Origin of the sequence: Cellulosimicrobium cellulans (genome assembly GCF_016907755.1) — a bacterium.
GTDB classification, from domain to species: domain Bacteria; phylum Actinomycetota; class Actinomycetes; order Actinomycetales; family Cellulomonadaceae; genus Cellulosimicrobium; species Cellulosimicrobium cellulans_D.
Map to the genome: position 1 here is coordinate 187,073 of NZ_JAFBCN010000001.1, position 23,339 is coordinate 210,411.

General features: G+C 74.0%; 22 protein-coding genes and 1 riboswitch. Of the genes, 10 read left to right on the forward strand and 12 right to left on the reverse strand.

Translation table 11 applies throughout. The features are described 5' to 3' along the window. Positions 1-152: 152 nt before the first annotated feature. Together JOE63_RS20730 and JOE63_RS00830 are read left to right on the forward strand one after the other, a co-directional pair. Positions 153-452: a hypothetical protein gene (locus JOE63_RS20730; RefSeq protein WP_239576564.1), complete on the forward strand. Its 300-nt coding sequence runs from the start codon at positions 153-155 to the stop codon at positions 450-452. Continuing rightward, entirely contained in the window at positions 449-1,972 is a 1,524-nt protein-coding gene (locus tag JOE63_RS00830; protein WP_204538351.1) for a sodium/solute symporter, read from the forward strand. The genes JOE63_RS20730 and JOE63_RS00830 overlap by 4 nt, the downstream gene beginning before the upstream one ends. Positions 1,973-2,041: 69 nt before the next feature. On the opposite strand, the gene JOE63_RS00835 is transcribed toward JOE63_RS00830, so the two are convergent. Further along, entirely contained in the window at positions 2,042-2,305 is a 264-nt protein-coding gene (locus tag JOE63_RS00835) for a hypothetical protein (RefSeq protein ID WP_204538354.1), read from the reverse strand. 145 nt (positions 2,306-2,450) lie between these two features. Further along, positions 2,451-2,553, forward strand: a riboswitch (SAM riboswitch). Between the two features lie 163 nt (positions 2,554-2,716). Here JOE63_RS00835 and JOE63_RS00840 point away from each other — a divergent pair. Then, complete coding sequence (locus JOE63_RS00840; protein WP_087472612.1) at positions 2,717-3,712, forward strand: methylenetetrahydrofolate reductase; 996 nt, start codon at positions 2,717-2,719, stop codon at positions 3,710-3,712. 32 nt (positions 3,713-3,744) lie between these two features. After that, positions 3,745-6,246 carry a 5-methyltetrahydropteroyltriglutamate--homocysteine S-methyltransferase gene (gene metE, locus JOE63_RS00845; RefSeq protein WP_204538357.1) on the forward strand — a complete coding sequence of 834 codons (2,502 nt, stop codon included), beginning with the start codon at positions 3,745-3,747 and terminating at the stop codon, positions 6,244-6,246. A 76-nt stretch (positions 6,247-6,322) separates the two neighbouring features. On the opposite strand, the gene JOE63_RS00850 is transcribed toward metE, so the two are convergent. Next, positions 6,323-6,556, reverse strand: a complete 234-nt coding sequence (locus JOE63_RS00850; protein WP_239576567.1) for a hypothetical protein — start codon at positions 6,554-6,556, stop codon at positions 6,323-6,325. A 20-nt stretch (positions 6,557-6,576) separates the two neighbouring features. Then, positions 6,577-6,825 (reverse strand): DUF2630 family protein, encoded by a 249-nt coding sequence (locus JOE63_RS00855; protein WP_087472614.1) that lies wholly within the window; start codon positions 6,823-6,825, stop codon positions 6,577-6,579. Between the two features lie 77 nt (positions 6,826-6,902). Here JOE63_RS00855 and JOE63_RS00860 point away from each other — a divergent pair, with 77 nt between their 5' ends. Further along, a complete protein-coding gene (locus JOE63_RS00860; protein ID WP_087470337.1) occupies positions 6,903-7,301 on the forward strand; it encodes a VOC family protein in 399 nt (132 codons plus the stop codon). A gap of 2 nt (positions 7,302-7,303) precedes the next feature. Here the strand turns inward: JOE63_RS00860 and atpC are convergent, their stop codons facing one another. Beyond that, positions 7,304-7,618: an ATP synthase F1 subunit epsilon gene (atpC, locus tag JOE63_RS00865; protein WP_157759512.1), complete on the reverse strand. Its 315-nt coding sequence runs from the start codon at positions 7,616-7,618 to the stop codon at positions 7,304-7,306. 683 nt (positions 7,619-8,301) lie between these two features. On the opposite strand from atpC, the gene JOE63_RS00870 reads away from it, so the two are divergent. Then, on the forward strand, positions 8,302-8,808 hold the full coding sequence (locus JOE63_RS00870; protein WP_087470339.1) for an FBP domain-containing protein: 507 nt from the start codon (positions 8,302-8,304) through the stop codon (positions 8,806-8,808). A 12-nt stretch (positions 8,809-8,820) separates the two neighbouring features. Here JOE63_RS00870 and JOE63_RS00875 read toward each other — a convergent pair whose 3' ends face one another. Further along, positions 8,821-11,037 carry an MMPL family transporter gene (locus tag JOE63_RS00875; RefSeq protein ID WP_204538359.1) on the reverse strand — a complete coding sequence of 739 codons (2,217 nt, stop codon included), beginning with the start codon at positions 11,035-11,037 and terminating at the stop codon, positions 8,821-8,823. 286 nt (positions 11,038-11,323) lie between these two features. After that, the gene (locus tag JOE63_RS00880; RefSeq protein ID WP_204538362.1) at positions 11,324-14,647 is read right to left on the reverse strand and encodes a family 16 glycoside hydrolase; all 3,324 of its coding nucleotides are present in this window, start codon (positions 14,645-14,647) and stop codon (positions 11,324-11,326) included. 170 nt (positions 14,648-14,817) lie between these two features. On the opposite strand from JOE63_RS00880, the gene JOE63_RS00885 reads away from it, so the two are divergent. From JOE63_RS00885 to JOE63_RS00895, 3 genes are all read left to right on the forward strand, one after another. Then, positions 14,818-15,774: a PhzF family phenazine biosynthesis protein gene (locus JOE63_RS00885; RefSeq protein WP_204538365.1), complete on the forward strand. Its 957-nt coding sequence runs from the start codon at positions 14,818-14,820 to the stop codon at positions 15,772-15,774. A gap of 27 nt (positions 15,775-15,801) precedes the next feature. Continuing rightward, entirely contained in the window at positions 15,802-17,100 is a 1,299-nt protein-coding gene (locus JOE63_RS00890) for an MFS transporter (protein ID WP_307839881.1), read from the forward strand. A 79-nt stretch (positions 17,101-17,179) separates the two neighbouring features. Next, a complete protein-coding gene (locus JOE63_RS00895) occupies positions 17,180-17,977 on the forward strand; it encodes an alpha/beta hydrolase (RefSeq protein ID WP_204538368.1) in 798 nt (265 codons plus the stop codon). Positions 17,978-18,034: 57 nt separating this feature from the next. On the opposite strand, the gene JOE63_RS00900 is transcribed toward JOE63_RS00895, so the two are convergent. The 5 genes from JOE63_RS00900 to JOE63_RS00920 form a co-directional block, all read right to left on the reverse strand. Beyond that, complete coding sequence (locus tag JOE63_RS00900) at positions 18,035-19,021, reverse strand: sugar phosphate isomerase/epimerase family protein (protein ID WP_087470345.1); 987 nt, start codon at positions 19,019-19,021, stop codon at positions 18,035-18,037. 316 nt (positions 19,022-19,337) lie between these two features. Continuing rightward, positions 19,338-19,748 (reverse strand): nuclear transport factor 2 family protein, encoded by a 411-nt coding sequence (locus tag JOE63_RS00905; RefSeq protein ID WP_087470346.1) that lies wholly within the window; start codon positions 19,746-19,748, stop codon positions 19,338-19,340. Positions 19,749-19,778: 30 nt separating this feature from the next. Beyond that, entirely contained in the window at positions 19,779-20,474 is a 696-nt protein-coding gene (locus JOE63_RS00910) for a DNA alkylation repair protein (protein WP_087470347.1), read from the reverse strand. A 70-nt stretch (positions 20,475-20,544) separates the two neighbouring features. Beyond that, a complete protein-coding gene (locus tag JOE63_RS00915; RefSeq protein WP_204538371.1) occupies positions 20,545-21,330 on the reverse strand; it encodes an SDR family NAD(P)-dependent oxidoreductase in 786 nt (261 codons plus the stop codon). Positions 21,331-21,471: 141 nt separating this feature from the next. Further along, positions 21,472-22,038 (reverse strand): DUF6993 domain-containing protein, encoded by a 567-nt coding sequence (locus JOE63_RS00920; RefSeq protein WP_204538374.1) that lies wholly within the window; start codon positions 22,036-22,038, stop codon positions 21,472-21,474. A gap of 135 nt (positions 22,039-22,173) precedes the next feature. Here JOE63_RS00920 and JOE63_RS00925 point away from each other — a divergent pair, with 135 nt between their 5' ends. Continuing rightward, positions 22,174-22,656: a glutathione peroxidase gene (locus tag JOE63_RS00925; protein WP_087470350.1), complete on the forward strand. Its 483-nt coding sequence runs from the start codon at positions 22,174-22,176 to the stop codon at positions 22,654-22,656. Between the two features lie 25 nt (positions 22,657-22,681). On the opposite strand, the gene JOE63_RS00930 is transcribed toward JOE63_RS00925, so the two are convergent. Next, positions 22,682-23,329: a uridine kinase gene (locus JOE63_RS00930; RefSeq protein WP_204538376.1), complete on the reverse strand. Its 648-nt coding sequence runs from the start codon at positions 23,327-23,329 to the stop codon at positions 22,682-22,684. Between the last annotated feature and the right edge of the window lie 10 nt (positions 23,330-23,339).

Consider the following 23,339-nt stretch of genomic DNA (forward strand, 5'->3'; position numbering starts at 1 on the left):
CGGACGCCGACGCAGCGCTCGGCCGGGGACGCGTGCGCGTCCGGTCGACGGACCCGCGGCCCGACGCCCCGGCCGGTGGTTCACCGTCGGGCACCCCGCGAGGTCGTCCCGACGAACCCGACGACGCCGCAGCCCACTACACGCGCGGCCTCGTGCGAGCCCAGCTCCGGCTCGGGCTCGCGTGCGTGGTCTCGTTCCTCGCGGTCGTCGCGCTGCTCACGGTGACGATGAGCGCGGTGCCCGCGCTGGACTCCGTGGTGCTCCTCGGCGTCCCGCTCCCGTGGCTCGTGCACGCGTACGGCTTCTACCCCGTGATCGTCGCGTTCGCGGTCGTGTTCGCCGTCGCGGCGGCGCGCAACGAGCGCCGGTACCGCGCGCTCGCCGAGGGATCGGCCGGGGCCGCCGAGGCCGGCCCGGCGGAGGCAGGACCCGACGACGGCGGCGTCCCGTGAGCGCGCTGCCCCTCGTCGCGATCGGGCTGCTCCTGCTCGCGACGGGGCTCATCGGGTTCTACGGCCTGCGCATCTCGCGCACCACGAGCGACTTCTTCGTCGCGTCGCGCACGGTCCGGCCGGTGTGGAACGCGTCGGCGATCAGCGGCGAGTACCTGTCCGCGGGCACGTTCCTGGGCCTCTCGGGGCTCGTGCTGCTCTCCGGCGCCGAGGCGTTCTGGTTCCCCGTCGGGTACGCGGCCGGCTATCTGCTCGTCCTGCTGTTCGTCGCTGGCCCGCTCCGCCGCAGCGGCGCGTACACGATCCCCGACTTCGTCCACGCCCGGCTCGACTCCGTCGTCGCGCGCCGCGTCACGAGCGTGCTCGTGCTCGTCATCGGGTGGCTGTACGTCGTGCCGCAGCTCCACGGCGCGGCGCTCGTCATCACCAGCGTCGCACCCGTCCCGCCGTGGGTCGGGTCGGTCGGGATCGCGGTCGTCGTGAGCGCGGTCGTCGCGGCGGGCGGCATGCGCTCCATCACGTTCGTCCAGGCGTTCCAGTTCTGGGTCAAGCTCACGGCGCTCGCGCTGCCCCTCGTGTTCGTGCTCATGGCGCTCGGCGGGGCGTTCGAGCCCGGCGGCGCGATCGTCACGTTCGACCCCGCCGCCGTGTTCCCGCACGACGCCGGTCCCGGCGGCCTCGACGCCTACGCGACGGTGTCGCTCCTGCTCGCGCTGCTGCTCGGCACGACCGGCCTGCCGCACGTCCTCGTGCGCTTCTACACCTCGCCCGACGGCGGCTCGGCCCGCCGCACGACCGTCGTCGTGCTCGTGATGATCAGCGTGTTCTACATGGTGTCGAGCACGCTCGGGCTCGTCGCCCGGGTCGTCGCGCCCGACCTCGCGACGCCCGGCGTCGCCGACACCGTCGTGCTCACGCTCCCGACCCGCCTCGTCCCCGGGCTCGGCGGCGAGCTGCTCGCCGCGCTCGTCGTCGCCGGGGCCTTCGCCGCGTTCCTCGGCACGTCGTCCGGGCTGGTCGTGGCGCTCGCGGGCGTCGTGAGCCAGGACCTGTTCGGCGGGACCGTGCGGTCGTTCCGGTGGTCGGCGGTCGCGTGCACGCTCATCCCGCTCGCGTTCGCGCTCGTGACCATCCCGCAGGGGCTCGTGACGAGCGTCGGGACGGTGTTCGTGTTCGCCGCCTCCGCGCTGTCGCCCGTGATCCTGCTCGGCGTGTGGTGGCGCCGCCTCACCGCGCGCGGCGCGGTGGCGGGGATGGTCGTGGGGTCCGTCCTGTGCGCGACGGCGCTGCTCGCCTCGTCCGCGCTCGTCGCCGCGGGCTACGGGACGGGCTCGTCCGGCACGACGGCGGACGGCGTCCCCGGCGTCGTACGCGCCCTGCTCGCCCAGCCCGCGGCCTGGACCATCCCCCTCGCGACCGCCACCGTCGTCGTGGTGTCGCTGCGCGACCGCCACGGCCCGCCGCTGCGCACCGACCGGTTCCTCCGGCGCCTGCACGTCCCGGAGCTCCGGCGCCGTTGACGACGGTGTGAAGCCTGAAATCTGTCGCGCAGAGAGCGTGAAATCTGTAGCGCAGGAGCCCTGACCTGGTCAGATCCAGCGTGCGCCGATCTCGTCGTGGAGCTGCTGGGTCTTCTGCACGCGCAGGACGCCGTCCTCGACCGTGGCCTCCAGGCCGACCTCCCGTGCGATCGCGACGATCGCGTCGCGCTGCTCCGGGTGGTCGTCGGCGTCGCCGCCGTCCCAGAGCTCCAGCCACCGGTCGGTGGGGTCGTCGCTGCCGCAGTCGGCCCACACCCGGCAGATCCGGTCGAGCTCGTCCTGCGTCATCGGGCGGGTCGGGGTGGCGTACACGGCGGTCTCCTCGGCTGGGTGTCGTGCGGACGGTCGGACCTCACCCTAGGTGCGCGCGCCGCGCGTCGACCGCTCGGCACGTGCCCGGGCCATCTCACCTGGCGGGCGCGCTCGACCGCATGTCGGATGGGTCGTAGGATCGTGGCAACCATCCAGAGCGGTCGAGAGTCCTGGCTCGACGACACCGCAGCAACCCGCCGACGGAAGCCTCCCGAGGACAAAGGTGCTAACGCCAGGGTCGATGGAGCGACTAATGGTCTCAGAGGCATCCTTCGCGCACCGTCCGGGCAGCACGTGCCCGACGGCGGTCGCGCACGCACCCACCCCGGCCGGGGCGACGTCGTGAGCGTCGCGGACGCCGTCGGGCAGGCCCACGGCGGGGCGGCACGGCCGACGGTCTCGTTCGAGCTCATGCCCCCGCGGCGCCCGGACGCGGCACCCAAGTTCTGGGAGACGGCGCGCCGTCTCGTCGCGACGCACCCCGACTTCGTGTCCGTCACGTACGGGGCGGCCGGCACCGACCGCGCGACCGCGCGCCAGGTCGTCGGCCGTCTGCTCCAGGGCACGCCGGTCCTGCCGATCGCGCACCTCACGTGCGTCGGGGCGTCGCGCGAGGACGTCGAGGAGGTCATCTCCGACTTCCTCGACGAGGGCGTGCGGAGCTTCCTCGCGCTGCGGGGCGACCCGCCGCGCGACCAGCCGGACTGGCAGCCCGCGCCCGACGGCGTGCGGTCGTCGACCGAGCTCGTCGCGCTGCTCCGCGAGGTCGAGGCGTCGCGCTGCGCGGCCGACCCGGCCGCGGCCCTGCGCGGTGCGGCCCGGCCGCTGACGATCGCCGTCGCGACGTTCTGCGACGGCAACCCCGCCGCCGGCACGACGCGCACGCAGGAGGTGCGCCGCCTGTGGCAGAAGCAGCAGGCCGGCGCGAGCTTCGCGATCACGCAGCTCTTCTACGACGCGTCGTCGTACACCGACTTCGTCGCGGAGGCCCGCGCGGCCGGCGTGACGATCCCCATCCTCGCCGGGCTGCTGCCCACGACGGAGCCCGCGCGGCTCCGCCGCGTCGAGGAGCTCACGGGCGTGCGCGCGCCCCAGCACCTGCTGGACGCGCTCGACGCCCTGCCCGACCCGGAGGCGCAGCACGCCTACGGGATCGCGTACTCGGTCGACCTCGCGCAGCGCGTCCTCGACGCGGGTGCGCCCGGTCTGCACGTGTACACGTTCAACAAGCACCGCGCCGCTCTTGACCTGCTCGAGGGTGTCCACCTCGGCGGCGGGTCGGCCGGGACGGGAGGCAGCGCCAGCGCTGCCGCCGCCCCGCTCGTCCCGGACCTGGCCAGCGGGCCGTGGGTCACCGGCACCTCCCTGCCCACGACGAGCGCCGCCACGCACGGCACGCCCGTCTGACCGGTCCTCCGGACCAGCAAGAGGTTTCGATCATGGCCACTTCCGTACCCTCCCCTACCCAGATTCAGGCCGGCTTCCCCGCCGGCACCGTGCTCGGCTACCCCCGCATCGGGCGTCGCCGCGAGCTCAAGAAGGCCGTCGAGGCGTTCTGGGCCGGGCGCACGAGCGCCGACGAGCTCGAGGCCACGGCCCGCGAGCTGCGTCTCGCGACCGCGCGCCGGCTCGTGGACCTCGGCCTCGGTGCCGACGACGCGTCGGTCCCCGGCTCGTTCTCCTTCTACGACCAGGTGCTCGACGTCGCCGCCTCCCTCGGGGCGGTCCCGTCGCGGTTCGCGTCGCTCACCGACGACGCCGGTCGGCTCGACCTCGCGGGCTACTTCACCGTCGCGCGCGGCCAGGGCGACGACGCCCCGCTCGAGATGACCAAGTGGTTCGACACGAACTACCACTACCTCGTGCCCGAGATCGGCCCGGACACCCCGATCCGGTTCGTCGACGACCGCGTCGTGCGCGCGTTCGTCGAGGCGAAGGAGGCGGGCGTCGTGACGCGGCCCGTCGTCGTCGGGCCCGTGACGTTCCTCGCGCTGTCCAAGGCCGCGGACGACGCGCCCGCCGGGTACTCGCCGCTCGACCGCCTGGACGACGTCGTCGCCGCCTACGCCGACCTGCTGCGCGCGCTCGCCGCCGCCGGTGCGCCGTGGGTCCAGCTCGACGAGCCGATCCTCGTCACCGACTCGGTCGACGTGCCGTTCACGGAGCTCGCAGCAGCGGTGGAGTCGGCCTACCGCACCCTCGCGACGACCCTCCGCCCGGTGCCGAGCCCGGGGTTGGGCGCTACATCGGCCGCCGACTGGCCCGAAACCCCGGGCTCGGCAGTCGGGGTGCGGCCCGCGATCCTCGTCGCCGCGCCGTTCGGCGGGCTGCAGGCCAGGCCCGAGACCGACGGCGACGACGCGCGGGACGGGCTCGCGCTCCTCGCGGGCACGGACGTGGAGGCGATCGCGATCGACCTCGTCAAGGGCGCCGTCCCGACGGCGGCCGACGGCGGCGTCCCCGGTCTCGCGAGCAAGACGCTCGTCGCGGGCGTGATCGACGGGCACAACGTGTGGCGCGCGGACCTCGCGGCGAAGCTCGAGGTCGTCGAGGCCGTCGAGGGCCTGGGTGCGGGCGCGGTCGCCGTCGGGACGTCGACGTCGCTGCTGCACGTGCCGCACGACGTGGAGGACGAGACGTTCGCCGAGGCGGGGACGGCGTCGGGCACGACGCTCGACCCGCGCCTGCGCGACTGGCTCGCGTTCGCGGACCAGAAGGTCGGCGAGGTCGCGACGCTCGCCCGGGCCCTCACGGAGGGTCGCGACGCCGTCGCGGCGGAGATCGAGGCGTCCCGCGCGGCGGTGGCGTCGCGCGCCGCGGCGACCGGCGTCGTCGTGCCGGCGGTGCGCGAGCGCGCCGCCGCGCTCACCGACACGGACTTCGCGCGCGGCGACTACGCCGAGCGCGCGGCCGCGCAGCAGGAGCGCCTGAACCTGCCGCCGCTGCCCACGACGACGATCGGCTCGTTCCCGCAGACGCCCGAGATCCGCCGCGCCCGTGCGCTGTGGACCAAGGGCGAGCTCGCGGACGCGGACTACACGACCGCGATGCGCGAGGAGATCGCGCGCGTCGTCACGCTCCAGGAGGAGCTGGGCCTCGACGTGCTCGTGCACGGCGAGCCCGAGCGCAACGACATGGTGCAGTACTTCGCGGAGCACCTCGACGGGTTCGCGGTCACGGCGAACGGCTGGGTGCAGTCGTACGGGTCGCGCTGCGTGCGGCCGCCGATCCTGTGGGGCGACGTGACGCGCCCGGCGCCGATCACGGTCGAGTGGTCGTCGTACACGGCGTCGCTCACCGAGAAGCCCGTCAAGGGCATGCTCACCGGGCCGGTGACCATCCTCGCGTGGTCGTTCGTGCGCGACGACCAGCCGCTCGGCGACACGGCGAACCAGGTGGGCCTCGCGCTGCGCGACGAGATCGCGGACCTCGAGGCCGCGGGCATCGGGATCGTGCAGGTCGACGAGCCTGCGCTGCGCGAGCTGCTGCCGCTGCGCAAGGCCGACCAGCCGGCGTACCTCGACTGGTCGGTCGGCTCGTTCCGGCTCGCGACGTCGGGCGTGGAGGCGGCGACGCAGATCCACACGCACCTGTGCTACTCGGAGTTCGGCGAGGTCATCGGCGCGATCGACGGCCTCGACGCCGACGTGACGTCGGTCGAGGCGGCGCGCTCGCGCATGGAGATCGTGCCGGAGCTGCGCGACGCCGGGTACGCGCGCGGCATCGGGCCGGGCGTCTACGACATCCACAGCCCGCGCGTGCCCTCCGCCGAGGAGGTCACGGAGCTGCTGGAGCTCGCCGTGAAGTCGATCGACCCGAAGGTCGTGTGGGTCAACCCGGACTGCGGCCTCAAGACCCGCCGCTACGAGGAGACCGTGCCGTCCCTCGAGCACCTCGTCGCGGCGGCGCGGGCGGTTCGCGCGACCCTCGCGACGAAGTAATGCAGTCCGCGAGGTAGTACCGGGTCCTGACCCCGGTACTACCTCGCGTGGCCGGAGTGCTCCCTCGGCAGGTGGGTCAGCGCTCCGCGGCGCCCGACATCGGGAGGGCGAACGCGAGCGTGCAGGCGGCGAGGCCGCCGACGAACAGCCACACGCCGCCGTCCACACCCGACATGCCCGAGCCCATGAGCACGAGCCCGCCCACGAACAGCGCGAAGGCGACGACGAACCGGGCGACGGCGCCCGCACGGTCCGCGACGTCGCGCCCCTCGGTGCCGGTGGGGATCTGCTGCGTGTCCTGCGTGCTCACAAGGGCTCCTTCGGTGCGGGTCAGTCCAGGTACCCCTCCACGGTACCGGGGTCGCGCACGGTCGCGGCATCCGGGTCGCTCCCGAACTCGCGGGCCGCGTCGCGCTGGCGCAGCAGGTCCCAGCACTGGTCGAGCTCCACCTCGATCGCGCGCAGCCGCTCGTGCTCCTGCCCCCCGGTGATCTCGCCGTGCGCGAGCTGCTCGCGGAGCTCGCGCTCCTGCGCCACGAGGTCGCCGATCGTCCTGCGGATGCCGCCGTCGCTGGTCATGCGCACCACGGTATGCCCGACGGCGGACGCGCGCCCGGGCGGTCGGGCGGCACGTCCGACGTCCTAGGCTCGGGCCCATGACGACGACGATCGGCCGCACCGTCCTGCTGTGCCACGACCTCGACGCGAGCGCTGCGTTCTGGGCGGACGGGTTCGGGTTCGGGACGCTGTTCCGCGGCGAGACCGACGGCTTCCCGCTGCTGCACGTCGGACCGGGTCGCGTCGACGAGCCCGGGCTGTGGCTCGTCCCGCTCCCCGCGGGCGGCGCGCCCCTCGTGCGCCACGGGCTGCCGAACCTCGTGCTCTACGTCGACGACCTCGACGCGACCCTCGCGCGGCTCGCCGCCGTGGGGGTCGAGCCGTTCGTCGGGCCGGACGCCGACGCCGAGTCCGGGGACCGGTTCGCGCACGTCCACGACCCCGACGGGCACCGGATCGTCGTCGTACAGCTCGGCCCGGTGGCCGACCCCGCGTAGGGCTACCGCGCCTGCACCCAGGTCGCGTCGTCGGCGAGGATCGTCACCTCGTCGTCGTCGACCACGACGAAGCCGCCGCCGATGCGCAGCTCCGTCGTCGGGCTGTCGGGCGTGCGCAGCCGCACACGTCCCGCCGTCAGGGTCGCCGCGACCGGCTGGTGCCGCGCGAGGATCCCCAGGGTCCCGGACACCGACGGCACCGTCACGCTGCGCGCCCGGCCCGACCAGAAGACCCCGGACGGCACCACCACCTCGACGGACACCAGGCGCTCCTCCACGGGTGCGGCGGTCTCGGACGGTGACGACGCGACGGGCACGGAGGATCCTCCTCGACGACGGGTGGCGGAGCCTCCGAGTCTCGCGCCCGCGAGCGTCCGGACCGGCCGTCTTTCGTCCCTTCCCGGTCGCCGGAGGTCACCGGGCGCGGCCCGCGGTGCCGAACCCGGGGTCGCTCCCCATGCGGGGCGCACCCTGGGGAAGAACCCCGGGCTCGGCGGCCGGGCGGCGCCGCGCGACCGGAATCACGTTGACGACCGCGGTGCGCGAGGCGCACCATCGAGGGTGACGGTTGCCGAGGGCAGCCGTTCGTCGTGCCGGACGGGCACGACCACGGATCAGGTCGCGCCGGACGGCGCACCGCACGGGACGAGGAGACGCGGATGCACGGCACCGCAGGCTGCGAGGTGGCCATGGCGGCCTGCTCGGGCGCCCTCCCCTCCCGCACCGTCACCCGCTGAGCCCCTCGGCCGGACGCCGACCCGGCGCCCCGCCCCCGTTGAGTGCGGCACGTTCGTCGTCATCACGTGTTCCCGACGACTGATATCCCGCACTCAGCAGGTCTGGCGACGACGGTCGCGGGCATGCCGTCATCCCCGCCCCGCCCCCGAGCGAGCGGCGCCGTCGTGCGCCCGGCGACCCTGCGTCGTCGTGAGCCGACCGCCTGCGCCGCAGCACGCCGTCGGGCAGGGTGGGACCGTACCGACACGGAAGCCGTGAACCCATGATCCCCCTGACCGAGAAGCAGATCCGCGCGTCGTTCGTCAACGCCTCCAAGCGGGAGGCCGCGCAGGCGACCCTCCCCGACCTCGACACGCTCGACTGGGACCGCCTCGACTACCTCGGGTGGCGCGACCGCAAGGCGCCGCTGCTCGCGTACGCCGTCGTCGTGGTCGACGGCGAGCCGCGCGGCATCCTGCTGCGCTCCACGGACGCCAAGACGGGCGGCATGCGCAAGCGTGCCGTGTGCGCGTGGTGCGAGGACGTCGTCGTGACGGACGACGTCAGTCTCTACGTCGCGCGGCGTGCCGGCGCCTCCGGGCGCCGCGGCAACACCGTCGGCACCCTCATCTGCACGCAGTTCCTCTGCTCGCAGAACGTGCGCCGCACCCCGACCCGCAGCGAGATCGGCGACGACGAGTCGATGCGCGAGCTGTTCGTCGAGCTCCGCGTCGACGGTCTGCGCGAGCGCTCCGCCCGCTTCGTCACCGAGGTCATGCGCGACGCCTGACGCACCACAGCTCTACCTCGGCAGGTGGGGTACCACCTGGCCGTCCCGCGCGGGCACCGGCCGACCCGACCCCTCCTCCCGCCCCGGGACCGGCGAACCGGAACCGTCCCGCCACGAGGGCCACCAGTTCCACCGGCCCAGGAGGGTCATCGTGGCGGGGAGGAGGAGGCCGCGCACGACGGTCACGTCGAGCAGCACGGCGACGGCCATGCCGACGCCGACCTCCTTCATCGCGACGAGCTCGCCCGCCGCGAAGCCGAGGAACACGATGCCGATGGCGACGGCCGCCGTCGTGACGACCGGGCCGGTCGCGGTGATGCTGCGGAGCACGGCCCGGTCGTTCGCTGCGCGCGGGTCCTCGCCGGGCGTGCGGGCGCGCCACTCCTCGGCCGTGCGCGCGAGGAGGAACACCTCGTAGTCGGTGGACAGGCCGAACACGAGCATGCCGATGAGCAGGGGTGTCGTGACGTCGAGCGCGCCCCACGGCTCGAACCCGAGGAGCGAGGCGCCGACGCCGTGCTGGAACACGGAGACGAGCACGCCGAGCGTCGCGGCGAGCGTGAGCAGGTTGAGCACGAGCGCCTTGAGCGGCACGACGAGCGAGCCGGTGAGCAGGAAGAGGAGCGCGAACGTCGCGAGCACGACGACGCCCGCGGCGAGCGGGAGGCGCTGCGCGAGGTGCCCCTGGGTGTCGACGACCTCGGCGGCCGGACCGGCGACGTGCACGTCGAGGTCGCCGGTGTCGATCGCGCGGATCGCGCGCAGCAGGTCCTGGGCCTCGGCGGCGGTCGCGTCGCCGCCCTCGCCGACGTCGGGCGTGACATCGACGACGAGGACCTCGGACGGGAAGTCGGTGTCCTGCATCGCGTCCTCGACGCCGGGCAGGGCCGCGACGCGGTCGAGGTAGGCGGACGCGGCCTCGTCACCGCGGGGCGCCTCGACGAGCACGGTGATCGGGGTGACGCCGAGGTCGGCGAAGCGCGAGGTGGACGCGTCGGCGGCGAGCCGCGCCTCGGCGTCGGCGGGCAGGGAGTGGACCTCGGAGCTGCCGAGCGTCATCGAGCCGAGCGGCGCGGCGAGCGCGAGCAGGAGGGCCGTCGCGCCGAGCGTGACGAGCACGGCGTGCCGCTGGGCGGTGCGCGCGAGGCGGCCGAGCGTCCCGGCGCCACCGCGACCGGTCCACGGGTGGGACCAGGTGCGGGCACCCGGGGCGGGGATGGCGCGGTGCCACGTCGCGACGAGCGCGGGCACGAGCGTGAGCCCGGCGGCGGTCGCGACGAGCACGACGATCGCGCCGCCGACGGCCATGCCGGAGAGCAGCGAGTCGCCGAGCAGGAGCAGGCCGGTCAGGGCGACCGCGACGGCGAGCCCCGACGCGAGCACGGCGCGCCCGGCGGTCGCGAGGGTCCGCCCGACGAGCTCGTCGAGCGGGAGGCCCGGGCTCTCGGCGCGCTCCTCGCGGAAGCGCGCCAGGACGAGCAGGGAGTAGTCGACCGTGAGCCCGAGGCCGAGCAGCGTCACGACGTTCACGGCGAACTCGTTGACGGGGACGATCCCCAGCAGGCCGCTCAGCACGAGGAGCGCGACCGCGATGGCGGCGAGCGCGGACAGCAGCGGGACCAGGCCCGCGCGCAGGCCGCCGAGGACGACGACGAGCACGATCAGCAGGACGGCGATCGCGACGCCCTCGCCCACCGCGGCGTCGGTGATCGCCTGGTCGACGAACGCCTCCTCCGCGAGGAGCGCGCCCCCGACGAGGACCTCGGGGGTGTCGACGGTGTGGAGCGCGTCGGCGACCTCGTGCGCGAGGGCCAGCGCGTCGTCGTCGGACAGCGCGGGGTCGAGCTCGACGATCACGAGCGAGCCCTGGCCGTCGTCGGCGATGAGACCGCCGCCGGTGTAGGCGTCGAACACCTCGACGACGCCCGGCATCGCGCGGATGCCGTGCATCACGTCGCTCGCCTGGGCGATCAGATCGGTGGAGAAGTAGTCGCGCCCGGACAGGACGGCGACGACGGTCTCGCCCTCGGGCGAGAGCTCGTCGAGGCGCTCGGCCGCGAGGGCGGAGGCGCTCCCGGGCGGCGCGGGCTCGACGTCGGTGGTCTTGTCGAAGACGGCGCCGCCGAGCACCGCGCCGAGGACGAGGAGGACCGCCCAGACCCCGAGGACGACGCCGCGGCGGCGCGCGGCGAACCGTCCGGTCCGGTGCAGGAGGCGTCCGAGCGCCATGGGCAGTCCTCCTCGTCGAGGGACGTCGTGCGGAGAGAGTCGCGCAGGGGGACGTACCAGGGTTCGTGCCGGCCGCGCGAGTCCGCGGGGCCGGGGGGTGAGGTGAGCACCCTACGCGAGGGTGGGAGCGCCGTCGGACCACGCTCCGCCCGTGCGAAGGGCGCGCCTCGGGGAGACCGAGGTGGAGAAGGGGTGAGACGGGACGGGCGGGGACGGCTCGTGCTGCCGCCCCCGCCCGGTCCGTCCCGGGGCGGACGGCTCGCGCCGCCCGCCCCGGGGTCTCACGTCAGCCGCAGCTCGCGGCCTCGTAGGCGACGTCCGCCTGGAACGTCAGGTCGCCGCCCGTCGCGGACACCTGGGCGGTGCCCGCCTCGACCGAGGCCGAGCGCGTCGCGAACGACTGGTACGCGGAGGCACCCGGCTGGACGCCGGTCACCGTCTTCGTCCCGAACGGCGTCGTCAGCGTGATGTCCGCCGGCACCGTGTCGTCGTTCGTGGCACGGACCGCGACGTAGACCTTGCCCGCCATGCAGCGGGTCTGGACCGTCGTCGAGATCGCGAGCTCCTCGACCGGCTCGTCGGTCAGCGCCTTGAACCGGATGTTCCGGTAGTTGACCATCTCGCCGCTGCCGTGGTTCTGGATGCCGACGAAGCTGTTCACCAGACGGGCCGGGTCGGTGCTCGTGAAGTCGTTGACGAGCACGTCGTTGAGGTAGATGCGGATGCGGTCACCCTCGACCCGGATGTCGTACGCGTTCCACTGCCCGACCGGCTTGAGGGCGGCGTCCCGGGCTGCCTCGTCGGCGCCCTGGAACGTGTAGACCGCGCCGGTGGTGCGGTCGTCGGCGTCCGTCGCGTCGATCTGGATCTCGTAGCCCTTGTTGACGGCCACCCACGGGTCGTCGCCCGGGTTCGGGAACCCGACGAACACGCCGCCGTTGTCGTCCTTCGTGAGCTTCCAGTCGAGCTTCAGGCTGTAGCGGTCGCCGAGCTCCTGGTCGTACCAGAGCAGGCCCATGCCACCCGCACCGCGGATCGAGCAGTCGTCCTGGCGGCCGAAGCCACCCGGACCGGCCATGCGCCAGCCCTCCTGCAGGCTCGCGAGCGTGCCGTCGTAGATCGCGGTGTAGCCGTCCTCGACCTCACCCGGGCTGCAGATGTCCGGGTTCTCGCCGATCGACAGGACGTCGAGGTTGATGTTGCCCTCGTCGCCGGTCTCGTACGCGAGCGTGATGGTGTTGACTCCGGCCTGGAGCTCGAGGTTGCGCGTCAGCACACCCCAGTCCTTCCAGCTCCCCGTCGTCGGGAAGTTCCACTGACCGAGGTCAGCACCGTTCACGTGGAGCGAGACGTTCTTCGCCCGCAGCGTCGTGTACGGGTGGATGCCGTTGGCGTAGCGCACGTTGACCGGGTAGGTGCCCGCCTCGGGGACGGTCACGGAGAACGTGCGACCGGCGCCGACGCTCGTCATGCCCGCGGCGAAGCCGGAGCCCGAGTAGTTGCTGTGGTCCGAGCCGATGCTCGAGCTGCCGAGGGGCTGCGCGAGCTCCGCCTCGTACCAGCCGCGGTCGGCCGGGGCGACGTAGCCGGGGAGCGAGTTGAGCGTGTACCAGGCCTCGGTGCTGAGGAGCTCGGTGCCCTCCGCGGACGCGAACGGGCGCGGCGAGCGGATGTAGACGACGTGGCCGGGCTTGAGGCCGTCGATCTTCAGCGTGACGGTCGTGCGGTCCTCGGACACCGTGGCGTCGGTGACGAAGAGGGGCTCCTCGTCGACCTTCGGGCCGCCGTACTGCTGCGTCGGCACGTAGCGCCACTGCTTGACCTGGTAGGCGTCGGCGAGCTTCTCGACGACCTCGTCGGACACCGGGTCGGTGTACTCGATCTCGAAGCCGCCCTCGACCACGCGCATCTCCTTCATGTCGAAGGAGTCCTCGTTGACGGGCACGAGCTTCTGGAGGCCGAACCGGAGCTTGCCGGACTCGCCCCAGTTGCCGCCCTCACCGGTTCCGCCGACGTAGATCGCGCCGTCGGGCCCGTAGATGGTGCGGTTGGCGCCGACCTCGAGGCCCGCGGTGTGGCGGAAGACCGCACCCTGGAACTCGCCGTCGACCTTCTCGAGGAACGTGCGCTGGATGCCGCCGTACGTGACGTCGCCGACGAGCATCTGGCCGGCGAACTCGCCGTCCTGGATGAGGACCGGGTTGCCCGGGGAGTTGGCGATCTCGTTCTGCGGGAGCCACACGGCCGGCGGCGACACGGGGTTCGCGTCGAACAGGCCCGCGGGGTTCGTGTAGTGGTTGAAGAACTTGTCCTGCTCGATGTGGACCAGCTTGTTCGCCGGGAGCCACGCACCCTGGTTGTCCGTCCCGAAGATCGCGCCCTCGGGGCCGAAGCCGATGCCGTTGGGCGTGCGCAGGCCGCCCGCCACGTACGAGACCTCACCCGTCTCGCGGTCGATCTTGATCGACGTGCCGCGGTTCTGGCCGGGCTGCGGGTTCGTCGTCGCGCCGCCGTTGTCGATGGCGACGGAGAGGTTGACGTAGAAGTAGTCCTCGTCGTGGATCAGGCCGAACGCGAACTCGTGGAAGTTGCCGCCGTCGGGCCACTCCGCGATCTTCGTGTGCTGGTCGTAGAAGCCGTCGCCGTCGGGGTCCGTGAGCTGCGTGAGCTGGTACCGCTCCGAGACGAAGATCGAGTCCTCGACGACCTCGATGCCCATCGGGTTGAGCAGCTCGTCCGCGACCAGGGTCGCCGTGACGTCCTCGGGACCGTCGGCCGTGGTGACGCCGTCGAGGAGGTACACCTCGCCGGACACCGGGTCGGGCCGCCAGCCGCCGGAGCTGACCTCGCCCGTCGTCACGACGGCGAGCTTCTCGTCCGGCGTGAACGCCAGGCCCGAGACCTTGGGCTCGAAGCCCGCGGGGCGCAGGTCGACCAGGTCGTAGTTGGGGTTGACCGCGTCGAGGCGCAGGCCGTCGCCGGCCGTGTCGGTGGCGCCCTCGCAGTACTTGTAGCCGGGCGCGGTCACGCGCACGACGCCCGCCTCGGTGCTGAGCGCCGATGTCGGGATGACCTCGAACGTCGAGCTGCCCGGCGTCTTCCAGGCGAGCGTGAGGCGCTGCTTGTCGCTGCCCTCGTAGTAGTCGACCCGCAGGTCGTGGACGCCCGCCGTGAGGGTCGCGGTGCCCTCGACGGAGGTCGAGTCGTTCGGGCCGTCGTTCTCGACGACGAGCTGGCCGTCGATGTAGACGAGCGCCCCGTCGTCGTTGGTGACGCGGAACTGGTACTGGCCGTCGGCGGGGACGTGCAGGTTGGCGAGCGCCTGCGAGATGAAGTTGTCCTCCGCGCCGAACTGCTCGGCGGTCGACCAGTCGATGGTCGGCATCAGCTTGTCGACGTTGGGGGTCTGGCCGGACTTGAGGGTGCAGACGCCCCCGGGGTTCTGCGCGAGCTGGAAGGTGCGCAGCGTGACGCCGGGCTCCTGCTCGGGGAGGTCGGCGGCGGCGGGAACGGCCCAGCCCGCGACGACCACGGCGCCGAGGGTGAGGGCGGCCGCGCCGCGTCGGTACCTGATCCGGCGGGACACCGGCAGGCTGGTGCGTTCGAGCATCGTTGCTCCCTAATACTCGGTCGGACTTCGAGTCCACGGAGCGTAACCCCTGCCCGGCTCCGTCGATGACAACGCTGGACAGGCTAGTCCTCGTTCTATCGATGTGTCTACAACTTCCGACTCACCGTCGACAAAAGTGCCCTGGCCTGCCCCGACGTACGCTCGGAGACATGAGCGCACGCCACGGCGACATCGCCGACAGCACCGCGTCCCGGCCGTTCGCGCAGGTGGACGTCTTCACCGAGGCCCCGACCCTCGGCAATCCCGTCGCGGTCGTGCTCGACGGCGACGGGCTCACCGACGAGCAGATGGCCTCGTTCGCCCGCTGGACGAACCTCTCGGAGACGACATTCCTCCTCCCGCCCAGCAGCGAGGGTGCGGCCGGCGGCGCCGACTACCGCCTGCGGATTTTCACCCCCGGCGGCGAGCTGCCCTTCGCCGGGCACCCGACGCTCGGCTCCTGCCACGCGTGGCTCGAGGCCGGCGGGGAGCCCCGGGCGAGCGACGTCGTCGTGCAGGAGTGCGGCGTCGGCCTGGTGACGATCCGGCGCGGGACGTCGGACGCCGTCGGGCCGGACGGGCACGCGGAGGACGCAGCAGCCGCGCCCGGCCGGCTCGCGTTCGCCGCGCCCGACCTGCTCGCCGACGAGCCGGTCCCGGCCGACGACCTCGCCGCGATCGTCGCCGCGCTGGGCGTCCCGGACGACGCCGTGCTCGACCACCGCGTCCTCGACAACGGGCCCGGCTGGCGCGTCGTGCTGCTCGACTCCGCCGATCGCGTCGCCGGGCTCGCGCCCGACTGGTCGCGGCTCCGCGTCGAGCACCCCGACCTCTCCGTCGGCGTCGCCGGGCTGTACGGCGCCGACGGCGGGCCCGACGGCGCGGCGGTCGAGGTCCGCGGGTTCGCGCTCGCCATGGGCATCCCCGAGGACCCGGTCACCGGGAGCCTCAACGCCGTCGTCGGGCAGTGGCTCGTGCGCGACGGCCGCCTCCCCGACCGCTACGTCGCGACCCAGGGCGCGGCGCTCGGTCGCGCCGGGCGCGTGCACGTCGAGCGCGACGGCTCCGGGACCGTCTGGGTGGGCGGCGCGAGCGTCACGTGCGTCGCGGGGACCGTCCGGCTCTGACCTCGGCCGGTCCGTAGACTGGGGCAAGTGTCAACAACCCCACCAGTTTCCGGGTCCGACCGCGCCCTGACGGACCGCGCGGTCGTCGCGCGCGCCCGCTGGGCGCTCATGGTGCAGTTCGGGCTGTTCGGGGTCATCGGCGCGTCGTGGATGAGCCGCCTGCCCTCGGTCCGCGAGGCGCTGGGGATCAGCGCGAGCCAGCTCGGCCTCCTGCTCGTCGTCGGCGGCCTGGGCTCGCTCGTGTCCGTGGTGTCCGCGGGCGCGGTCGTGGCACGGTTCGGCAGCCGCACGACCCTCGTCGTCGCGACGGTGGGGAACGTCGTCGGGTTCGGGCTCGTCGCGCTCGGCACCGGGACGGGGGGCGTCGTCCTCTTCGCGGCCGGCGCGTTCCTCAACGGCGTGTGCGGCGCCCTGACCAACGTGCCGATCAACATCTGCGCCGCGTCCGTGGAGCAGCACGTCGGGCGGGCGATCCTGCCCCACTTCCACGCCGCGTTCTCCATCGGCGCCGCGTGCGGCGCCCTCGTCGCCGCCGTGTTCTCGTGGGCGCACGTCGGCATCACCGCGCAGATCCTCGTCGTGACGCTCGCCGTCACGGTGACGCGCGCCGTCCTCATCGCCCCCGCGACCGCGCTCGCTCCCGACCGGGTCGACGACGGCGCCGCGCCCTCGGCCGCCACCTCGCCCCGCCGCGGGGCCGGGGTGCGCGCCGCGCTCGCCGCGTGGCGCGAGCCGCGCACGCTCCTCATCGGGCTCGTGCTGCTCGCGTCGTCGCTGTCGGAGGGGTCGGCGGGCAACTGGCTCTCCATCGCCGTCGTCGACGGGTTCGAGGTGCGCGAGGCGCTCGGCGCGGTCGCGTACGGCACGTTCGTCGGCGCGATGACGGTGTTCCGGTTCGCCGGGACCAGGCTCATCGACCGGTTCGGGCGCGTCGCCGTCCTGCGCGCGTCGGGCGTCTCCGCGCTCGTCGGGCTGCTCGTCTTCGGCCTCGCGCCGAGCCTGCCGCTCGCGTGGGTCGGCATCGTGCTGTGGGGCTGCGGCGCGGCGCTCGCCAACCCTGTCGCCATCGCCGCGGCGTCCGACGACCCGGCCCACGCCGCGCCGCGCGTCGCGGTCGCGACGTCGTTCTCGACCGTCGCCATGCTCACCGCGCCGCCGCTGCTCGGCCTGATGGTCGACCAGGTCGGGGCACGGCACATGCTCCTCGTGATCTGCGCCGCGACCGTCCTGTCGCTCGCCGTGGCCGGCCAGGTGCGCCCGCTCCCCCGCCCGGCGCCTCGGCCCGTGGCCGCGGTGCCCGTCGAGGACCCCGAGCCCACGAGGTAGCACCCCCGGTCCACGAGGGAGCACCGTGGTCCTCCGGCCCCGGCCCGCGACGTCGGGTGCGATGACCGAGAATCGGCCCGTGGAGCTCACCGAGAAGGTCGCGACGCTGCGACGCGAGGCGCGCGAGCGCGCCCTGGCCCGGCCCCGGCACCCGTTCGTGGGGACGGTCCGGGACGAGACGCGAGAGGGCGTCGGGCTGCGCCGCTACGTGCCCAGGGACCACGACGCCGAGGTCGTGGTCGTGTTCCTGCACGGCGGGTACGGGCTGTTCGGGGACCTGGAGCTGCAGGACGCCTCGTGCCGCCGCGTCGCGACGGCGCTCGCGACGCCCGTGGTCTCGGTCGACTACCGGCTCGCGCCCGAGGGCTCGCTCGCCGAGGCGGCCGGGGACGCGCTCGTCGCGCTCGCGCTCCTCGCCGCGGAGGGCGTCGGCCGCCTCGCCCTGTTCGGCGACTCGGCGGGCGGGGCGGTCGCCGTCGCCGCCGCGCACCGGGCGCACGGCACGCCGCTCGCCCCGGCATGGCTGGCGCTGACGAACCCCAACCTCGACCTCACGCTCGGGTCGTTCGACCCGGACCGGCCGGGCGGGCCCGACGCCGCGCTGTCCGCGGAGTCGTTCCGCGCCTGGACCCGGGTCGAGGACCTCGCGGACGCGCCGCGGCTCGACCTCGACGCGTCGCGGCTCCCGCCGACGTTCCTCGCGGTCGGCGACCAGGACGCGCTGCTCCCCGAGGCACGGACGCTCGCCGCGGCGTGCGCGCGCGACGACGTCCGGTGCGAGCTCGTCGAGGTGCCCGGAGCGAGCCACGGGTTCCTCGGCGGCGACGCCGCGCCCGGGGTGCTCGCGGGCCTCCGGGCGTTCGTCCGCGACGTCTGACCGCGCACGAGGGCCCCGCCCGCGCAGCCGCGGACGGGGCCCTCGAGGCCGGGTGCCTCAGCCGCGCAGGCCGAGGATCGACGTGTAGCTGCGCCGGGCGTTGCCGAACGAGTCGACCGGGTTCGGCGGGACGGCCGTCGTCGGGGCGTTGTCCTGCTCCCAGATGCCCCAGCGCGTGCCGCGCGCCTTCGTCGCACGGAGGAACTCGCGGTAGGGCAGGTCGCCCGCGTCGAACTCGATGATGTCGAACCCGTTCGGGTTCGCCTCGTTGCGCGCCCCGTCCTTGAGGTGCAGGAGCGGGTAGCGGTGCGGGTTGTTGCGCACGTAGTCGATGGGCTCGAAGCCGGGGAAGCGGTACTGGCCCACGAAGGCCCAGTAGACGTCCATCTCGAGGAACACGTCGCGGGGGTCGGTGTTGTCGAAGAAGACGTCGTACAGACGCACCTCGGGCCGGTCCGTCGCGAACGCGAACTCGCCCGCGTGGTTGTGCTGGTAGAGCTTGAGTCCAGCGGCGCTCGCCTGGGCGCCCCACGCGTTGAACTCGTCCGCGGCGGCGCGGTACCCGTCGACCGTGTTGACGTTCGACGGGGCGTTGGCCGTGCCGACGTGCGGCATGCCGAGGATGTTCGCGATCTCGAGCTGGCGCGGGAGGTCCGTGCGCAGCGCGTTGATGCCGACGTGGGAGCCGACGGCGCGCAGCCCGTTGTCGTCGAGGAGCTGGCGGATCTCCTCCGGGGTGATCGCGCCGACCTGACCCTGGGTGTAGCCGGCGAACTCGATCTCGGAGTAGCCGATGTCGGCGAGCTGCTCGAACACCGTCCGGAACCCGAGGCTCGAGACCTTGTCGCGGATCGAGTAGAGCTGGATGCCGATCTTGCCCGGGGGCACCAGGCGACCGTTGCCCGCGGCCGCGAGCGGCCCGGCCGCGGTGGGAGCCGGGGCTGCGTTGGCCACCGGGGCGACGGCGGCACCGAGGCCCACGGCCACGGTCGACGTCGCGAGCGCCTTGATCAGGCTGCGGCGCGTCATCTGAGACTTGCTCATCGTCTCTCCTTCGAGGGATGTGACGGTGCGGCTCGGGCGAGTCGCACCGCGGTGGTGCAGGTCGGCAGCGAGTCAGCGGCACACGTGCTCGTCGCCGCCGACGACAGGTCCTCGGGCGGCCCGCTTCGTCGTCCGTCCTGGTCAGGGCCGAACAGCGCCCTGCGACTGGTCCTCCTCGTCTCGTCCTCGAGCGAGTCCTCCGCACGTCGTCGTGCCGGAGGAGCGCGTCCACACCGTTTCGTCGGGCGGGCTCTCACCTACCACCCGGTCGTCATCCTACGAGCCTTCTGTCGGGTGTCAATCAAAAGTCGAATGTCTATCGATCGTCGGTCACCGGCTGCTGCGCGCGGAGCGCGGGGACGAGCGCGGTGTGGACGCAGCGCCACGCGTCGCCGCGACGGACGAACGTGTCGACCGACCACTCCTCGTCGCGGAACGGCGTCCCCCGCCACGTGCCCGCGGACACGCCGCGCGCGAGGGTGACCGCGACGTCGTCGTGCACGCTCACCGCGACGAGCTCGGACGACATCTCGGTGTGCACCAGCTCGCCCGACGCGACGACCGCGAGAAACCCGGCGCGGGGCTGCGCGTTCCCGTCCGTCCCCACGACCACCCAGCCCGGGTCGACGAACGCGTCGATCGCGGCGGGGTCGTTGGCGACGAGCGCGTCGCCCCACGCGCGCAGCAGCGTGGCGAAGGCGGCGTGGGTCTGCCGGTCGTCGGTCATGGCGTCGCTCCTCCGTCCGTGCGCGCCCGGTCAGCGCGCGAGCCACTCCTTGCGCTCCGCGGGCGGCAGCTTCTCCACGGCGGCCCGCAGGACGTCACGCGGCATGGTCGCGGCGTGCTGCTCGAGGAACGTGCGCAGCCGCTCAGGCTCGACGTCGCCCGCGTGGCGCAGCATCCACCCGACGCCCTTCTGCACGTAGGGCTCGGGGTCGTCGACGAGGACCTCGGACAGCCGGAACGTGTCGTCGACCTGGCCGCGCCGCAGGAACGCGGCCGTCGCGACGATCGCGGTGCGCCGGCGCGGCCAGTCCGGCGCGCGGGCGAGGTCGTCGAGGACGTCGCGCGGCCGGTCGAGGAGCCACGACCCGAGCACCTGGTAGGCGGTGAGGTCGACGAGGTCCCACGTGTCGATCCGGTCGTGCCGGCGCAGGAAGAGCTCGACGAGCTCCGCGTGCCGCTCGACGGTGACGCGCCGGGCCGTCGCCGACTTGCCCATGATCGAGCAGCCTCCTGCCCGCACCTCGTGCACGCGGTCCTCCAGGAGCAGCTCGATCTGGTCCACCGGCAGGTCGAGCGCGCCCTTCGCGAGCGTGAACACGTCCCCCATGCGCACCCCGGCGAGCGTGTCGTCGCCCGGGAAGTACCGCGTGTAGGCGCGGCGCTGGGCCGCGCTCGCGCGCGCGAGCAGGTCGGCGCGGAAGTCGGTCGCCGTGGTGTACGGCGGCATCGTCCTTCTCCTCTCGTGCGGGCGGTCGCCCACGGTCCGTGCGTTCCACGCCGCGGCGCGGCCCGTGCGCTCAGCGCGGCGCCATGCGGATCGCGCCGTCGAGGCGGATCACCTCGCCGTTGAGCAGCGGGTTCTCGACGATCGCGCGCACCAGGTGCGCGTACTCCTCCGGCCGCCCGAGCCGGCTCGGGTGCGGCACCTGCGCGCCGAGCGACTCCTGCGCCGCCTCGGGGAGCGACGCCATCATGGGGGTGCGGAAGATGCCCGGCGCGATGGTCATGACCCGGATCTGGTGCTGCGCGAGGTCGCGCGCGAGCGGCAGCGTGAGGCCGGCGACGCCCGCCTTGGAGGCCGCGTAGGCGGCCTGCCCGACCTGCCCGTCGAACGCCGCGACCGACGCGGTCTGCACGACGACACCACGCTCCTCACCCTGCGGGTCCGACCCGTCGGGCCCCAGCGGGTCGAGCGCGAGCATGCGCTCGGCCGCGAGCCGGACGACGTTGAACGTCCCCACGAGGTTGACGTCCACGACCCGCCGGAACGCGTCCAGGGCGTGCACGCCGGACTTCCCGAGCACGCGCTGCGCGAGCACGATCCCGGCGCAGCTCACGACGACGCGCGCACCGCCGAGGGCGTCCGCCGCGTCGAGCGCCCGCGCGACGTCGTCCTCGCTCGTCACGTCCGTGGGGACGAACCGCGCGGCGTCACCGAGCGCACCGGCGACCGCGACGCCGTCGGACGACGCGAGGTCCGCGAGGACCACCCGCGCTCCCGCCGCGACCAGGCCCTCCGCCGTCGCGCGCCCGAGGCCCGAGGCCCCTCCCGTCACCAGGGCGACCGTGCCCTCGATCCGCATGTCTCACCCTCCGTCACCCGCGCGGGCGCCGTCACCCGCCTCGCTGACCGTACCCAGGTCGACCCGCAGGTCGCGAGATCGACCCACCGAAGGTCGGTCTCGAACGCACGGGCCGATCTCGCGGGGGAACCTCCGAGGGCGTCAGTGCGTCGGCATCTCCAGGCACCCGCCGTCGGCGATCGGGCCGCCCGCGTCGAGCGTCACGGCGTCGGGCGCGACCGCCCCGTACACGCAGCCGCCGGGGACCGCGACCCCCACGCCGACGACCGGCACGACGTCACCGAAGGCGTTCCTGTCCACGACCTGCACGTTGTCGAAGCCCGCCGCGACGAGCGCGGCCGAGACCTCGTCGCCCCCGACGGCGGACCCGTCGGCGACCGGGTCGAGCGCGGCCTGGACGGCGGGCACCGAGAGCGCCGCCTCGGCGTCGCTCTCGGGCGTGCCCGCCCGCTGCCGGTACGCCTCGTTGGACGCGTCGAGCCCGGTCTCCTGCCCGACGGCGGTCGTGTCCTCGGCCGTCTCGGTGACCTCGGGCGCGGACGCGTCGTACGACTCGGCCCACCGCTCCATGGCGACCCCCACGAACAGGAAGTACCCCACGACGCCCACGCACGCGAAGATCACGAGCCCCACGACCACGCCGACGACCGCGCTCCCGAGGCGCGACGTGCCGTCCGTGCGGGAGTCGTCCAGGTCGGGCGTGGCCATGTCGCGAGTCTGACGGGCCGGGTGGTGGGCGGCGACCGCGGGCGCGACCTCGACCCGAGATCTTCACATCTCGGGCGTCGTCGGGTGCAGGATGGGAGGCGAACCATCCCCGCCCGCCTGTCAGGAGATCCCCGCATGAGCCTGTACGACATCCCGTTCGACGCCATGGACGGGACGACGCACACCCTGCGCGAGCACGCGGACGACGTCGTGCTCGTCGTCAACGTCGCGTCGCGGTGCGGCCTGGCGCCGCAGTACGCGACGCTCGAGGCGATGCAGGAGAAGTACCGCGACCGCGGGTTCACCGTCATCGGGTTCCCGAGCAACCAGTTCCTCCAGGAGCTCGGCACCAACGAGGCGATCCAGGAGTTCTGCTCGCTGACGTACGGCGTGACGTTCCCCGTGGTCGACCGCGTGCGGGTCAACGGCCGCCACGCCCACCCGCTCTACCAGGAGCTCAAGAAGGCCGAGGACGCCGAGGGCAAGGCCGGGCGGGTCACGTGGAACTTCGAGAAGTTCGTCGTGCTGCCCGGGGGCGAGGTCCACCGCTTCCGACCCCGCACCCTCCCCGACGACCCGGCGATCGTCGACCTCGTCGAGACGCACCTGCCGCGCTGAGCGCGCGCCATCCCGCGGACGGGCGTCAGCGCACGACGAGCGCGGGGTGCCGCGCGTCGTCGACCCGCGCGACGACGTCGGCCACCTCCGCGGGCCGGACCTCCCGCTCGTAGCGCGCGTACGCGGGGAGCGTCCACGCGTCCGCGGGCGCGGTGCGGCGCGCGAGGGTCGTGTCGCGCAGCGCGAGGTGGACGGAGAGGTCCACCGCGAGACCGCGCCCGAGGGCCAGCGCGCCGTCGAGCACGACGACCAGTCCCGGCTCCGCGGCGACGTACGCCGCGCGCGTCGACCGGCTCGTCGCCGGGTCGCGCAGGCTCGGCACGTAGCGCCCGGACCCGCCCGGGCCGACGGCGTCGAGCACCTCGCGGTTGAGGCCCGCCACGTCGATCCACGCGTCGAGCAGCGCGTCCGGGTCCTCGCGGCCGTGCTCGAGCCGCAGCGACGCGGGTCGCCAGAAGTCCTGCACCCGGACCCGCGCGACCGGTCGCCCGGCCGCGCGCAGCGGTGCGACGAGCAGGTCCGCGAGCGCCTCGGGTCGCGCCGACGGGTGGCCGTCGACGAGGAGCCGCACCGCGCCGTCGGGCGCCGTCGCCCGGTCGCCGCGCCGGAACCCGAGGACGAGGTCCACGACCCGGTCCACGAGGACGTCCTCGGTCACCGGTTCCACGCGCACGGCGTCAGGA

Coding starts and splice junctions, on each gene's coding strand:
- JOE63_RS00920 (WP_204538374.1), bottom strand. CDS start 22,038: ATGGCCACGCCCGACCTGGACGACTCCCGCACGGACGGCACGTCGCGC.
- JOE63_RS00840 (WP_087472612.1), top strand. CDS start 2,717: ATGCCCCCGCGGCGCCCGGACGCGGCACCCAAGTTCTGGGAGACGGCG.
- JOE63_RS00855 (WP_087472614.1), bottom strand. CDS start 6,825: ATGACCAGCGACGGCGGCATCCGCAGGACGATCGGCGACCTCGTGGCG.
- JOE63_RS00900 (WP_087470345.1), bottom strand. CDS start 19,021: ATGAGCAAGTCTCAGATGACGCGCCGCAGCCTGATCAAGGCGCTCGCG.
- JOE63_RS00875 (WP_204538359.1), bottom strand. CDS start 11,037: ATGGCGCTCGGACGCCTCCTGCACCGGACCGGACGGTTCGCCGCGCGC.
- JOE63_RS00880 (WP_204538362.1), bottom strand. CDS start 14,647: ATGCTCGAACGCACCAGCCTGCCGGTGTCCCGCCGGATCAGGTACCGA.
- JOE63_RS00860 (WP_087470337.1), top strand. CDS start 6,903: ATGACGACGACGATCGGCCGCACCGTCCTGCTGTGCCACGACCTCGAC.
- JOE63_RS00910 (WP_087470347.1), bottom strand. CDS start 20,474: ATGCCGCCGTACACCACGGCGACCGACTTCCGCGCCGACCTGCTCGCG.
- JOE63_RS00925 (WP_087470350.1), top strand. CDS start 22,174: ATGAGCCTGTACGACATCCCGTTCGACGCCATGGACGGGACGACGCAC.
- JOE63_RS00885 (WP_204538365.1), top strand. CDS start 14,818: ATGAGCGCACGCCACGGCGACATCGCCGACAGCACCGCGTCCCGGCCG.
- JOE63_RS00870 (WP_087470339.1), top strand. CDS start 8,302: ATGATCCCCCTGACCGAGAAGCAGATCCGCGCGTCGTTCGTCAACGCC.
- metE (WP_204538357.1), top strand. CDS start 3,745: ATGGCCACTTCCGTACCCTCCCCTACCCAGATTCAGGCCGGCTTCCCC.
- JOE63_RS00905 (WP_087470346.1), bottom strand. CDS start 19,748: ATGACCGACGACCGGCAGACCCACGCCGCCTTCGCCACGCTGCTGCGC.
- JOE63_RS00915 (WP_204538371.1), bottom strand. CDS start 21,330: ATGCGGATCGAGGGCACGGTCGCCCTGGTGACGGGAGGGGCCTCGGGC.